This is a genomic window from Streptomyces sp. NPDC046859 (genome assembly GCF_040645135.1).
Classification (GTDB): domain Bacteria; phylum Actinomycetota; class Actinomycetes; order Streptomycetales; family Streptomycetaceae; genus Streptomyces.
Genome location: NZ_JBEYXR010000030.1, coordinates 49,963 through 63,001, shown reverse-complemented (window position 1 = coordinate 63,001; position 13,039 = coordinate 49,963). Strand labels below are relative to the sequence as shown.

11 protein-coding genes and 1 riboswitch are annotated in these 13,039 nt (G+C 69.3%); of the genes, 6 read left to right on the top strand and 5 right to left on the bottom strand.

From position 1 onward, the window contains the following. Positions 1-188: 188 nt before the first annotated feature. On the top strand, positions 189-932 hold the full coding sequence (locus ABZ899_RS31230) for an SDR family oxidoreductase (RefSeq protein WP_361352621.1): 744 nt from the start codon (positions 189-191) through the stop codon (positions 930-932). A gap of 372 nt (positions 933-1,304) precedes the next feature. Next, positions 1,305-2,089, top strand: a protein-coding gene (locus ABZ899_RS31225) for an IS5 family transposase (RefSeq protein WP_361352685.1) whose coding sequence is annotated in 2 segments (ribosomal slippage) — positions 1,305-1,617 and positions 1,617-2,089 — 786 coding nt in all. Because the reading frame shifts where the segments join, the coding sequence is not laid out codon by codon here. On the opposite strand, the gene ABZ899_RS31220 is transcribed toward ABZ899_RS31225, so the two are convergent. The 4 genes from ABZ899_RS31220 to ABZ899_RS31205 form a co-directional block, all read right to left on the bottom strand. Further along, positions 2,043-2,441 carry a hypothetical protein gene (locus ABZ899_RS31220; RefSeq protein ID WP_361352618.1) on the bottom strand — a complete coding sequence of 133 codons (399 nt, stop codon included), beginning with the start codon at positions 2,439-2,441 and terminating at the stop codon, positions 2,043-2,045. The two genes, ABZ899_RS31225 and ABZ899_RS31220, sit on opposite strands and share 47 nt — an antisense overlap. A gap of 722 nt (positions 2,442-3,163) precedes the next feature. Continuing rightward, positions 3,164-3,949, bottom strand: coding sequence for an ABC transporter ATP-binding protein (locus ABZ899_RS31215; protein WP_361352616.1), 786 nt, complete (start codon positions 3,947-3,949; stop codon positions 3,164-3,166). After that, positions 3,946-5,061 carry an iron ABC transporter permease gene (locus ABZ899_RS31210; protein ID WP_361352613.1) on the bottom strand — a complete coding sequence of 372 codons (1,116 nt, stop codon included), beginning with the start codon at positions 5,059-5,061 and terminating at the stop codon, positions 3,946-3,948. Before ABZ899_RS31210 ends, ABZ899_RS31215 begins: the two co-directional genes overlap by 4 nt. Next, positions 5,058-6,083 (bottom strand): ABC transporter substrate-binding protein, encoded by a 1,026-nt coding sequence (locus ABZ899_RS31205; protein WP_361352611.1) that lies wholly within the window; start codon positions 6,081-6,083, stop codon positions 5,058-5,060. Before ABZ899_RS31205 ends, ABZ899_RS31210 begins: the two co-directional genes overlap by 4 nt. Positions 6,084-6,131: 48 nt before the next feature. Then, a riboswitch (cobalamin riboswitch) is annotated at positions 6,132-6,253 on the bottom strand. A 595-nt stretch (positions 6,254-6,848) separates the two neighbouring features. Between ABZ899_RS31205 and ABZ899_RS31200 the strand changes: the two genes are divergently transcribed. The 3 genes from ABZ899_RS31200 (at position 6,849) to ABZ899_RS31190 (ending at position 9,619) form a co-directional block, all read left to right on the top strand. Continuing rightward, positions 6,849-7,217 (top strand): hypothetical protein, encoded by a 369-nt coding sequence (locus ABZ899_RS31200; protein ID WP_361352610.1) that lies wholly within the window; start codon positions 6,849-6,851, stop codon positions 7,215-7,217. Next, the gene (locus ABZ899_RS31195; RefSeq protein WP_361352607.1) at positions 7,210-7,683 is read left to right on the top strand and encodes a GntR family transcriptional regulator; all 474 of its coding nucleotides are present in this window, start codon (positions 7,210-7,212) and stop codon (positions 7,681-7,683) included. The genes ABZ899_RS31200 and ABZ899_RS31195 overlap by 8 nt, the downstream gene beginning before the upstream one ends. 835 nt (positions 7,684-8,518) lie before the next feature. Continuing rightward, on the top strand, positions 8,519-9,619 hold the full coding sequence (locus ABZ899_RS31190; protein ID WP_361352604.1) for an FAD-dependent oxidoreductase: 1,101 nt from the start codon (positions 8,519-8,521) through the stop codon (positions 9,617-9,619). A 277-nt stretch (positions 9,620-9,896) separates the two neighbouring features. Here the strand turns inward: ABZ899_RS31190 and ABZ899_RS31185 are convergent, their stop codons facing one another. Then, positions 9,897-10,481: a hypothetical protein gene (locus tag ABZ899_RS31185; protein ID WP_361352602.1), complete on the bottom strand. Its 585-nt coding sequence runs from the start codon at positions 10,479-10,481 to the stop codon at positions 9,897-9,899. A 324-nt stretch (positions 10,482-10,805) separates the two neighbouring features. On the opposite strand from ABZ899_RS31185, the gene ABZ899_RS31180 reads away from it, so the two are divergent. After that, on the top strand, positions 10,806-12,956 hold the full coding sequence (locus tag ABZ899_RS31180; RefSeq protein ID WP_361352599.1) for an MMPL family transporter: 2,151 nt from the start codon (positions 10,806-10,808) through the stop codon (positions 12,954-12,956). Positions 12,957-13,039 lie beyond the last annotated feature (83 nt).

Below are 13,039 nucleotides of genomic sequence, written 5' to 3'. Positions count from 1 at the left end.
TCACGGACCACGGCAGCCGCCCCGACCTGACTTCGAGCGTGCTCCAATCTCTATAGTGATGATCGCGGACTTCCGCCCACGGGCACGCCCTGCCACCAAGAACCACGGTCGCGAACGGCGGTGGTGAGCGCGGTGGTGAACGCGACCGTTGACCCGGCCAGGCCGGTTCTCAGGACGGAGGTGATCCGATGAAGGTGCTGGTGACCGGCGGGACGAGCGGACTCGGACTCGCCATGGCCTCCGCCCTGGCCGCGACGGGAGCCTCCGTCGCACTGACCGGGCGGTCCGGCGAGCGTGCGGAGTCCGTCGCCGCGAAACTGCCGGGGGCGACCGGCGTCGAGATGGACGTGCGCGACGAGTCGTCGGTGGCCAGGGCCGTCGACCGAGTGTGGTCGCAGTTCGGCGGCATCGACATGCTGGTGAACAACGCCGGCATCGGCATGCGTACGGTCAACCCGCGCTTCATGACAGAGCCGCAGGGCTTCTGGGAGGTACCGCCTGACGCCTTCCGCGCGGTGATCGACACCAACCTGACCGGCTACTTCCTGGTCGCCCGCGAGATCACGCCACGGATGCTGGCATCCGGTGGTGGCCGCATCGTCAACGTCTCGATGAACCACTCGACCATGCGACGCGCCGGTTTCGTTCCCTACGGTCCGTCGCGTGCCGGCAGCGAGGCGCTGTCCCGCATCATGGCGGCCGATCTGCGGGGCACGGGCGTCACGGTCAACCAGCTCCTGCCTGGAGGCGCGACGGTCACCGGGATGCTGCCCCAGGACGTCGTCTCCGAGGGCCACGGGTTCCTGAGTCCCGAGGTGATGGGGCCGCCCATCGTCTGGCTGGGCTCCGACGACGCAGCCGGCGTGCACGACGAGCGCATCGTCGCCGCCGAGTTCGACCAATGGCTGCGCGACTGGGAGAGCCGGCAGTAAGGGCGTGAGCGTGCGTGGACTGGGTGGAGTTGGCCCTCCACAGCCGCCTACAAGGCCCTCATGATCAGAGCCGACTTGCCCCCCGGCGTCGTGTGCTCGCCTCATCAAGGGAGCTTCACTGTGCGTTCTGGGTGGGCCTCGGGGAGGTACCGCAGCAGCGCAGCACCCCATAGCTCATCACACCGAAGCGTCGCTTCCTGTTGAGTCGTTGTTGCCGGGTGCAGTCGGTCCGGTGGTGCGGGGGTTTGGCCCAGCACGCGATTCCGCGCCGCATCGCGAGTCGGACCGGCGCGGCGCGGCGCGGTCAAGTCCGTCCCGGGTCCCGCTCAGGCGTTGCCGGCGCTCTGGTCGGTGCCGGACGAGTTGTGGACGATGTTCCGTCGGGTGGTTCCGCCGACGGAGGTCATACGTCCGCAGGGCGGCGGCCGTCGGCGGGCGAGTGACCGCGAATGCCTGGCGGCGATCATCTTCGTAGCCACCTCGGGGTGTACCTGGCGGCAGTTGCCGCCAGTGTTCGGCCCGGCCTGGCCGACGGTCTACCGGCGTTTCGCCCGGTGGAGCCGGGACCGGGTGTGGGTCAGGCTCCACCGCGTCCTCCTGGACGAGCTCGGCGCCCGCGGCGAGCTGGACTGGTCTCGGTGCGCAATCGACTCTGTCAGCCTCAGGGCTACAAAAGGGGGCCATTGACCGGACCGAATCCGACCGACCGCGGCAAGAGCGGATCGAAAATCCACCTGATCACAGACCGGAAGGGTCTGTCCCTGTCGCTGGGCATCTCCGGTGCCAACATGCACGACAGCCTCGGCCTGAAGCCACTGGTGCGCGGGATCCCGCCGATCCGCTCGCGGCGCGGCCCGCCTCGCCGGCGCCCGGCCAAGCTCCACGCCGTCAAAGGCTATGACTACGACCACCTGCGCCAATGGCTGCGCCAGCGGGGCATCCTTCATCGCATCGCCCGCAAAGGCATCGAGTCCTCGCAGAGGCTGGGCCGCCACCGCTGGGTCGTGGAGAGAACGGTGTCCTGGCTGGCCGGATGCCGACGCCTGCACCGCCGCTATGAACGCAAAGCCGAGCACTTCCTCGCCGTCGACGGCATCGCCGCAGCCCTCATCAGTTACCGGCGCCTTGCGCAGTGTCGCGGCGCAGCAGGCCGGTGAGCCGGCCCATCCAACTCCTGCGCGGCTTGTTATCTCTTTCGATCAGAGATCGCGCTGTCTGCAGCGGGTCACGCGGGGCCTGACCTGCCTGGTGGCGGAGCCAGTAGCGGGCCACTCTCTGCTCCAGGTCGCCCAGGTCCACGATGTTGGTCCTGGCCAGAACGACCGACCCTTCTGGGCCCTCGGGGGCAGTCAGCGCCAACACGCCACCGTCTGGTGAGTACGCCGCTGTGTACTCACCTTCATCTACGTCTATCGCCTCGATCCAGTTCGTAGCGTGGACGAAGGACTCGAAGACGAGGAGGTCGTCGTCGCGGTCGAAGACGAGCACGGTGTCAGGAGGCAGTTCCATAGAAATCACTGTCGCAGTCCCATTCCTCGTGCTGCGACCAAAATAAACGATGTCTTAGCTTCGCTAACCCCGGCACCGTCGCTTGATTCGCCGTACGCCTGAGCCCCTCAGCTTTCGCCGTCTTCGACGCCTGGCGGACCGGTCCACGCCCAGCGCGTCGGACTGGTCGCGGGGCCGGTCATGCAGCAGGTCAGCGGCCTCCGGGAACATGCATCCGGCCGTTGGCGCGGTTCTCGTACTCGCGGTGGACCCTGCGCCGGGCTGAGACCGCCGGAACGCCTTGGTCACCGTCGAGTTCATGCCGCCTTGGACGACGCCCCCCCGTTACCCCAGGGGGCGGTCGGCCACCGTGAGCCCAGTCGTCGAGATCGAGGGTGACTTCCCACGGTTCCCGGGCCATGCAAGCGCGCACCTTACCTGCCTCGCCCTCGGCCGACCCCCTTTCGGGGGAGAGGAGTTCCCGAAATGCGGCCTTGGCCTTCGTGAGGCGCAGCTGCACAGTACGCGCGGCGGAGAGCTCCAGGACATCGACGATGACCTGCTAGTCGGCGCCGGTCGGCACCGCCCACCCGCTTGAACGGGGCCCCGCCACGAAGAACCGCTTCAGCGGGCAGGCGGCACGACGGAGGGCTCTCGCAAGGACGTGACTTGCGGGAGCCCTGCGCCGTCTCCGCAACGTGCGCGTGCCTCGGCGCGGGTGGCGCCTCCCCCCGTGCAGCCCTTCAGGCGCGTGGTTCTTGGGGGAGGAACGTCACCTGAGGGGCGCCCGTGCGCGGATGGACGGCCACCTCCGTCGCCACTCCGTAGACCTTGGCCAGGAGCCCGGGGGTGAGTATCTCGGCGGGGGGTCCGGAGGCGGTGACTTCGCCGTCGTGCAGGACGTAGAGGCGGTCGCAGTAGTAGGCGGCCAGGTTGAGGTCGTGCAGCGCGAGCAGCACGGTCACGGGCAGGCGCCGCAGGGCGTCGAGCACGGACAGTTGGTGCCGGATGTCGAGGTGGTTGGTGGGTTCGTCGAGGACGAGGAGAGTGGGCTGCTGGGCGAGGGCACGCGCGATGAGCACGCGCTGGCGTTCGCCGCCGGAGAGCCGGTCGAAGGGGCGGTCGGCCAGGTGGACGGCGTCGACCGCCAGGAGCGCTGAGGTGATGAGTTCGGCGTCCTCGGGGGTGTCGCCTGCGAGGAGCCGTTTGTGTGGGGTGCGGCCCATGGCGACGACCTCGCGCACGGCGAGGTCGAGGTCGGGTGCCGACTCCTGGACCACCGCCGCCACGGAGCGGGCCAGTTGCCGCACCGGCAACGACCAGGCGTCGCCTCCGTCGACCCGGACCTCGCCCGTGTCGGGGCGCAGGACGCGGTAGACGGTGCGCAGGAGGCTGGACTTGCCGCTGCCGTTGGGCCCCACGAGCCCGATGGTCTCGCCTGGGCGGGCGGTCAGGGACACGTCGCGCACCAGGTGGCGGGCGCCGGCGGTGAGCGTGACGCCGTGGAGGCTCAGTTCGGTCGCGGTCATGCCGCTCCTCGGTCGGTGCCGCGCCGGGCGTCCCGGCGCATGAGCCACAGGAAGAACGGCCCGCCGCACAAGGCCGTGAGTACGCCGACGGGTATCTCCATCGGTGCGGCGATCGTCCGTGCGGCGATGTCGGCCCAGAGGAGGAAGACCGCTCCGCCGAGCGCCGCCGTCGGCAGGACCCGGCGGTGGTCGCCGCCGACGAACAGACGCACGATGTGGGGCGTCATCAGGCCGACGAAGCCGATCGGTCCGGCCGCCGCGACGAGCACGCCCGTGACGAGGGAGAGCAGGACGAACAGCCGGGCACGGAAGCGGGCCACGTCCAGACCCATGGTGGTGGCTGCCTCCTCGCCGGCCAGCAGCAGGTTCAAGTTGCGGGCCTGCGCCATGAGGACGCCGACACCGAGCAGCAAGGCCGTGCTCGGCAGCCACAGCGTGCCCCAATTGACCCCGCCGAGGCCGCCGAGCGTCCAGGCGAGGACCGCGCGGGTCTCGTTGCCCCGATCGGTGGTGAGCAGGAGCAGATCGAGGACCGCGGTGAGCATCGCCGCGATCGCCACGCCGGACAGCACGAGACGCGATGAGGTGATCCGTCCGCCGGTGCGGGCGGTGGCGTACACGAGCAGGAGTGCGCCCAAGGCACCTACGAAGGCTGCCGCCGACAGGGAGACGGGACCGAAAAGGGTGGCCCCGAACACGATGACCGAGAACGCGCCGAGGGACGCTCCCGAGGAGACCCCGAGCAGGTACGGCTCGGCGAGCGGGTTGCGCACCAGGGCCTGAAGGGCCGTGCCGATCACCGCAAGGCCGGCGCCGGTGACCGCACCGAGCAGCACCCGCGGCGCCCGCACGTCCACCACGATGGTCTCCCGGGCCCGCGACCAGTCCGGCTGCTGCCAGTCGGCACCCAGTGCGTGCGTCACGATGCCCCACACCTGGCCGGGTGGCACGTGGACGGAGCCGATCGCAAGTCCCGTAGTGGCGGAGACGGCGAGCAGGGCGGTGAGTACGAGCAGCGTGACGGCCAGCCGCGTGCGGCCCCCTCCTGGCTGCGTGGTCTTCCGTGGTCGGACCCTGCGCTCCGTGGACGCGCCGGTGGCGGTCCGGGTCACCGGAAGCTCTCGGGGTGCAGTCCGCGGGCCAGGTCGTCGACCGCGTAGGCCGAGCGGATTCCCACCAGGGTGGCGGTCAGCGGCAGGACGACGAATCGCTTGTTCCTGACAGCGGGTACGTCGGCGAGCGCGGGCTGGGACAGCAGGAACCGCTTCTTCTGCTCGACGTTTCCGGCACCGGCGTAGTCGTAGATGGCGATGACCTCCGGTTTGCGCTCGATGACCTGCTCCCAGGAGACATCGCCGAAGACGTCGTCGAGGTCGGCGAAGACGTTCTCGCCGCCGGCCAGGCGGATCAGCTCGGTGCCCAGGCTCTTGCCGCCCGCGGTGAATGCGGCCTTGTCGCCGCTGTCGTAGACGAAGACGGGCACCTCGGGCTCGCCTTCGACCGTGCCTGCGGCCTTGCCGACGCGGCCCCTGAGTTCGGTGACCAGCTTGTCGGCCCGGTCCGAGACACCGAAGATCTTGCCGATGGTGCGGATCTCGTCGTAGGTGTCCTCCATCGTCACCTTCTTCTTGCCGCAGTACTCACGGTTGAGGTAGGTGTCGATGCCCGCGTCGGCGAACGCTGAGCGGGAGCGGCCCTCCTTCTCGGCGAAGGCACTGCCGTAGCCGCCGTAGACGAGTTCGGGTTCGGCATCCAGGACCTTCTCGAACGACGGTTCCTTGCGCGCCAGTTCGGGAACCGCCTCGTAATCCTTCTTCAGCTCGGGCAGAACCGCGGAGTCGGGGAAGGCCTTGCCGACCATGCGATCCTTCAGGCCGAGGGCGAGCATGAGTTCAGCCGGGTGCTGGTGGATGGTGACCACCCGTGACGGCGGCTTGTCGTACGTCCTCCTCACGCCGCAGTTGTCGATGGTGACCGGGAAACCCGCGGGCACGGCCGCGGTCGCCTTCGCGTCCCCGCCGCTCTCGTCGGCCGCACCGCAGCTCGTGGTCAACAGCACTGACGACAGAGCCACGGCAGCGGCCGTGGCACGAAGGAGCCCGCGCGTGCGGGCAGGGGTGAACAGCTGGGACACGTGAAGCCTCCTGGAGTCCGCGCTCCTCGGATCGGGCCCGCGACGGACCAGTGTCCTGACTCCCGGATCGACGCTTCCTCCGCCTTCCCGCGCGGCGCGCAGTGGCGTGTCGGAGGGGCGCTCCCCGGTCACAGTGGCGGGACCGTGCCGGATTCGCACCGGCTTCCTGTCTCCCGTCGCGGCGATGACCAGGTGATCTTACGATTCCCCGCGTCGCAGGCAAAAGGGCGCGCGGACCCGGCCGTGCGCACCACGCCTCCCTCACGCTTCGCGGACGGCCCGAAGGGTGAGTCGTTCAGCGCTCTCGTCGTAAGGGCGCCCCTCGAACCCGCCGAAGACCTGCCCGCGGCCGAACCCCGCCTCCTCGGCCATCCGTCGCCGCTCCGCCGCGCTGTGCACCCTGAGAAGCCGTGCCGCCGGGCCAGAACCGCCTGGGCGGTTTCCGGTACGGGCGTCAGCGCCGATCGCGAAGCGCGGCGTCACCCTGGCCGTCGCCTTTCCACGGTGGGGGACGGCGGGTTCGGGGTCTGCGTGTCGTCGAGGTCGGCATGGGGGTCGGCCTCCGTTGGCGGCGCTGTCCGGGTGGTCCTCGTCTCGCGGACTCGGTGGGGGGAGTGCGGCTTGGGCGGGCGGGTGGATGAGGCGAGGCAGGTTTCGTCTGGCGGAGACGTCGGCGCTTTCTTGTGTCGATGGTTTGACACAAGTTTTCGCAGCAGGGCATCTTGTATCCATCGTTTGGTACAAGGTGCCTTGGGGGATCTTCACGTGCTCGACACCGTCCCGCTCCAGTCCCGGTTCCTCGACCACGCCGACCATTACGCCCGATGGTCCGGCCTGGCGATCGGCTTCGAGTTCGGGCCGGGCGACCACCGGCAGCGTCGCGACCGTGCCTGGGCCATCGTGGGAGCCTGGGGACTGCTGGTGTCGTGTCAGGTCCTTCTCGTCGTACTGATGCTTCTCGTCGCGCTCACGGACGGGCCCTGCGCCGGCCCGCTCGGCGCGGTCACCATCGTGGTGATCTGCCCCCTGGGTCTGCTGAGCGTGTTCACGTTCGGATGGTCCGTGCTCACCGTGGTGGCGCCACGGGCGGTGGACGACGGTGTGGCGGACGAGGGGAGTGGCGACGATGAGTGAACGCACCGTCCGTGTCGACACCACCAGCCAGGTACCGCCGTACGAGCAGATCCGTGCCCAGTTGGCCGCGCTCATCCGTACCGGCCGGCTGGCCGAGGGCGAGCGCCTGCCGACCGTTCGGCAACTCGCTGCAGACCTCGGTCTGGCGCCGGGCACCGTGGCCCGTGCCTACCGCGAGCTGGAGGCCGCGAGATTGATCCGGACCCGCCGGGGCGCGGGTACCCGGGTGGCCGAACTCCCGGCCGCGCACGGGCACGATGTCCATCAACTGGACACGCTGGCACGCGACTTCACCTCGGCAGCCCGTGCACTCGGCGCCGGCACCGAGGACATCCTGACCGCCGTCCGCAACGCTCTGGACTCGGGGTCCGAGCCGGTCAAGGCAAAGGACCACAGCGCAACTGAGGGCGTCAAACCGACGGAGGCGTCGGCGACCATCCCGGGCACGGGCGTGCGTGGCAGGTGAAGTCGAGGAGCCTTGCGCGCTGTTCAGTGCGCAAGGCATGCGCTGCTCCGCCGCAGGCGTGGGCTGGGGCGCTCCGTTCGGCGGCCGGTTCACATCCGCAAGAGGTCCGTGCGTGCCCTTTCCTCTTCGGGAACTTCGGTGGAGGCGTGGACAACATCGTCGGCCGCACCTCCGCTCAGGGGTCACGTCATGTCCGCCCTGGACCGGGCCACACAGGCCGAACCGGTCCCGTCGGCAGCTCCGGAACTTGGCCGTTCGCCCGTCCTGCTGCACGACCTCGCCCGGACGGTGACTGGCGCGCAGGCTTTCCCCTCGCGCCCGGTAAGGGCCGGCCGACGCACGGCGACGACACGATGAGCCCGGACTCCGACGTGCAGGACGTCCTGCTGCGGAGGCTGCCAGGCTGATCATGATGCAAGGCCATTCCACCCCCCGGAGCTCGGGTGCCGTCACCACGTCCGGCGGATTCGACACCTCGACCGTACGGAACCCCTGCCGCTGCCCGCTGGTCCGGACAGCGACGGAATCGCCAGGCAGCCGAAGGCAGCCGATGTACTGCTCAGAAACCTCCTGCCATGCCTTGACCCGACGTCCGATCCCGCGGCTCCCCGCCGGTCGGTCATGATCGATGCCCGAGGTGGCCCGCTTGACATATTTCGGACCGGTGTGAGGCTGAAGGAGATACGGTTCCGCTCGACCGTCGCTTTCACGAAGAGCCCGACACCCGACAAAGTCGCCCACCGGGTCCAGTCACCCACCAGGTCGCGGTGGCGAATGTTGAATCTGACCCGTGTTCCGCAGGGGGACAGCTCCGGACGCGAAGTGAGGCGATCGAATGGACCGGGTTCCCGAGGTGGCCGTGATAGGAGCCGGCATCGTCGGTCTCTGCACCGCCTACGCACTGGCCGAGCGCGGAACGATGGCGCGAGTGTACGAAAGCGGCGTTCCAGGCCACGGACAGTCCAGCGGCCAGTCCCGCATCTTCCGCCACGCGCACGACGACGCCCGCCTGGTCGAATTCACCCGGCAGGGCCGCGCCGTCTGGGACGAGTGGGCCGACCGGTTGGGCACCGAACTGATCTCCCAGGACGGAGTGGTCGCCCTGGGCGATCCCGTACCTAGGAGACTGCGCATTCTGCAGGATGTCGGCGGCATACCGGTCCGGCCCGTGGACAGCGCCGAGCTTCACACCCGCATGCCGCTGCTCGCCGACTACAGCGGTCCCGCGATGCTCGATGAGGACGGCGGCGCCATCCGCACCCGTGTCGCGATCGAGAGCCTGGCCGACGCACTGGGTGACGCGGTGGTCACCGACGAGGTCATCTCCCTGCATCCGACGGGTCACGGGACGGTGGAAGTGCTCAGCGCCGGCGGCCGCGCAGAGTACGCGTCGGCGGTGGTGTGCGCGGGCCTGAGCACCGCGCGACTGGCACGCAACGTCGGGCTTTCGCTGCCCGTACAGCCGGCAGCCCACGTCCGCCTCACCTTCCAGGTCAGGGGAGCGCCCCCGGAACGGGTCGCCTGTCTGCAGGACAGCAGCGGCGACTTCGGCGAGGTCGGCGTCTACGCCGCCCCCTACCCCGGCAACAGCCGCTATGCGGTGGGACTCAGCCAAACGGTCGAAGTGCGGGAGGACGGCAGCTTCGCCGACCCCAACGCACTGGTGGCTCTCAACGACCGCGCCCGCGCGTACGTCTCCCGCGCATTGCCCGGTCTCGACCCCGAGCCCGTCGAGTACCTGCACTGCTGGGTGACAAGTCTGCCGTGGAGCGAAGACGGCATGGCGGTCTGGGAAGCCGACGGGATCTTTTTCGCCGCCGGGCACAACCTGTTCAAACAGGCACCTCGACTGGGACGGGCATTGGCCGGCGCCGCCATGGCCGAAGAACTCGAGGAGAACCTGCGGCCGACGGCAGCACTCGGCCAGCCCCGCTGACCGCCCCGCCGGTCGGCGCATCCCGCTCCGACGACGTGGTAGCCACGAGGGGCGAGGAAGCATGCCACGACCTTCCCCTGGACCGACTGGCTCGGGCCTATGCAGACCGCATCGACCTTGTGCCCCAGAACGCAGGACTACCGTGATCTCCAGCAACCAGAAGACCTGCGCTCTTACCTGTACGGCCGGAGCCCGTACGAGCCCAAGCGGGTGACAATCCCGCCGTGAACGCCGTCATCTGCTACCGCGGGCTCATGCCCGCCCGGGGCGACAAAGCTCAGGTGTTCGCGGCGCCGTAGTGCAGGACGTCGCCTTGTGGAAGCAGGTACCCGATGTCCCGCGTCTTCGGCATCCTTCCCGCCAGCGTCGACGCGTCGGTGCAGCCGGAGACCTCGAAGCCGCCGATCCCCAGGCTGAAGGCGGCGCTCGTGAAGGTCTCGGCCCCGACGGCAGCCAGCCATTCGTCCATCACGTCAGACCTGAAGAACGGCCTACCGTCCCAGTAGGCGACGCCTGCCTTGTCCAGGGCGCCGAGGGGGACGTAGAAGTCCAGCCAGTCACTGCTTCCGTCACCGCCCCGGATCGCCACACAGCCGCACACGACCAACTGGCCTGTCGGCAGCAGAACCTGACCACTGAGGTGACCGAACTCGGCCAGTGAGTCGACCGTGCACGGCACGGGATCCTGCTCCTCAGGTTCACGGTCTCTCCGCCCGAAGCACCCGTCAACGTCCGCGGCAGACCACAGAGCACTCAGGACGGCTTGAATCCGGGCATCATCGCTCGACCCAACCTCTATGGCCAACTCGTAGTAGCCGTCGGACCAGTTGGTCTGGTCCCGGAAGGCGGCAGGACTCGTCATGCCGTGATCATGTGACAGAGCCGCCCCTCAACGCCACCCGCAATGCAAGCGCGCGACCGGACCAAGGGAGATGGCCTCTTAAAAAAGGGCGCCGAAAGAGCACTTTGCCGGCGTAGACGTAGACACGTGGCGCATCCGGCCCGACGGCTGTACCGCTTGCCCTTGCCTACCGGGCAGGGGCTCGACGGTCACCACGCCGGTCCGTCGGCTGGGCACCTGGTTCGGCCACCCCGCCTGAGCGGCGCATTAACCATCGTCTCAGGTTCGCTCGGTACGAAGTCGGGGTCAGACAGACGATGTGACACGCATTCAGGAGGCCAGTGAATGGCAGTCAACGCAGCGCCGTCCAGAGAAGCGCCGGCCGGTCGGTTGGCAGGCCGGTGGGTGCCGTGGTTGGTGATCGGCTTGTGGCTGGTGCTGGCGGCGGGCATGGTGCCGCTGAGCGGAAAGTTGAGCTCGGTCACCACCGACAGCGCCGTAGACACCCTGCCGGCCAGTGCCGAGTCCACCAAGGTGGCGGCGCTGGACGACAGTCTCCCCGGCGGTGACGACAACACGTTCGTCTTCGTGTACCACCGCGCCGGCGGCATCACCGACGCCGACCGCACGACGGTCGAGCGCCACTACGACACTCTTGCCAAGCGGTACCCGCCGAAGGCGAAGGCGGCGGCCGGTGAGGACGAAGAGGGCTCACCGACCAGACTTTCCACGGACGGCAAGGCGATGATGTTCACCCTCGAGGTGAGCACGGCCTACGGCGCACCGGAGGCTATCGTCGGCCCGTTGCGTGACGCCGCGAAGGACCGCCCCTCCGGCCTGGATCTCGATGTGACCGGCCCGGGCGCGATCGACGGCGACATGGATGCCGTCTTCGACGGCATCGACGTGCAGGTCCTCCTCACCACCATCGTCGTCGTCACGCTCCTGCTCATCCTCACTTACCGCAGCCCGGTGTTGTGGCTCATCCCGCTCGTGGCCGTGGGCGCGGCCGCGCTGACCGCGATGGCGACCGTCTACCTGCTCGTCAAGGGCTTCGGCATCGTGGTCAACGACCAGAACTCGGCGCTGCTGACGATCCTGGTGTTCGGCGTCGGCACGGACTACGCGCTGTTGCTCATCGCTCGATATCGGGAAGCGCTGCACCACCACGAGAACGTCCGGGTCGCGATGGTCCACGCGCTACGCGGCGCGGCGCCGGCCATCGTCGCGTCCGCGGCCACCGTGGTCGCCGGCCTGCTCTGCCTGCTCGTCGCGGACCTGAACAGCACCAGCGGGCTGGGCCCGATCGGCGCGGCCGGCATCCTGTGCGCGCTGGTGGCCATGCTGACGCTGTTCCCGGCGGTGCTCGTGGTGCTCGGCAGGCGGATCTTCTGGCCGGCCATTCCGCGGTTCAGCACGGCCGTGGAGGAGAATCCGGGGCTGTGGGGACGGCTCGGCACCGCCATCAGCCGCCGCCGGTGGGTGGCGGCGCTCGGCTCGCTCGGAGTCCTCGGCGTGCTCGCCCTCGGGCTGGCGGGCAACACCGGCGCCCTGCGGGAGCAGGACCAGTTCCTGTCCGCGCCGGAGTCGGTCACCGGCTTCACCGTTCTCCGCCAGCACTTCCCGGAGCTCGGCGGCCAGCCGATGACGATCTTCACGCGGCCGGCGCACCGGGAGCGGGTGCTCGACGTCGTCAAGGACACTCGCGGTGTGGCCCTGGCCATCCCGGAGCAGACCAGCGGTGGCTGGGCCAACATCTCCGTGTTCCCGAAGGACGCGCCGGACACCGTCGCCGAGTACGACACGATCAAGCGGGTGCGCACCGCCGTGCACGCGGTGAGCGGGGCGGACGCGATCGTCGGCGGGCCGAGTGCGGAGAACCTCGACACGGAGGTGACCACCAGCCGCGACGAGAAGCTGGTGATCCCGCTGGTGCTCGCCGTCGTCCTGATTGTCCTCGGGCTGCTGCTGCGCGCGATCCTGGCCCCGCTGGTTCTGATGGCCACCGTGATCGTCTCATTCGCCGCGGCCTTCGGTGGCAGCGTGTTCGTCTTCGACACGATCCTCGGTTTCAAGGGTGTCGACTATTCGGTGCCGCTGCTGGCATTCCTGTTCCTGGTGGCGCTCGGCGTCGACTACAACATCTTCCTGGCCAGCCGGGCCCGGGAGGAGACCGTGCGCCTCGGCACGAGAAAGGGCATGCTCAAAGCCCTCTCCGCCACCGGTGGCGTCATCACCTCGGCAGGCCTGGTCCTGGCGGCCACGTTCGCGGTCCTCGCCACACTTCCGCTGGTGATGCTGATCGAGGTCGGGTTCCTGGTCGCCTTCGGCGTGCTCCTCGACGCCCTGCTGGTGCGGTCGGTCCTGGTGCCCGCCCTCACCTTGCTGATCGGCCGGCGGATGTGGTGGCCGAGCCGGCTGTCCCGTCCAGCGGCGGAGCTGCCGGACGGTCAACAGCCGCTCGCCGACGACCAGGAGCCCGCGCTGCAACGGTGAGCGCGGCGGCACGGAGGAGATCCGGGACGGGGCCCCAGGCCCGTCCCGGATCTTTCTTGGGCCCGACGGTCGCCGCCTCTTGG

Bases quoted from the DNA above. Each gene is read 5' to 3' on its own strand.
- ABZ899_RS31230 (WP_361352621.1), top strand. From the start codon at position 189: ATGAAGGTGCTGGTGACCGGCGGGACGAGCGGACTCGGACTCGCCATG.
- ABZ899_RS31220 (WP_361352618.1), bottom strand. From the start codon at position 2,441: ATGGAACTGCCTCCTGACACCGTGCTCGTCTTCGACCGCGACGACGAC.
- ABZ899_RS31215 (WP_361352616.1), bottom strand. From the start codon at position 3,949: ATGACCGCGACCGAACTGAGCCTCCACGGCGTCACGCTCACCGCCGGC.
- ABZ899_RS31195 (WP_361352607.1), top strand. From the start codon at position 7,210: ATGAGTGAACGCACCGTCCGTGTCGACACCACCAGCCAGGTACCGCCG.
- ABZ899_RS31190 (WP_361352604.1), top strand. From the start codon at position 8,519: ATGGACCGGGTTCCCGAGGTGGCCGTGATAGGAGCCGGCATCGTCGGT.
- ABZ899_RS31185 (WP_361352602.1), bottom strand. From the start codon at position 10,481: ATGACGAGTCCTGCCGCCTTCCGGGACCAGACCAACTGGTCCGACGGC.
- ABZ899_RS31180 (WP_361352599.1), top strand. From the start codon at position 10,806: ATGGCAGTCAACGCAGCGCCGTCCAGAGAAGCGCCGGCCGGTCGGTTG.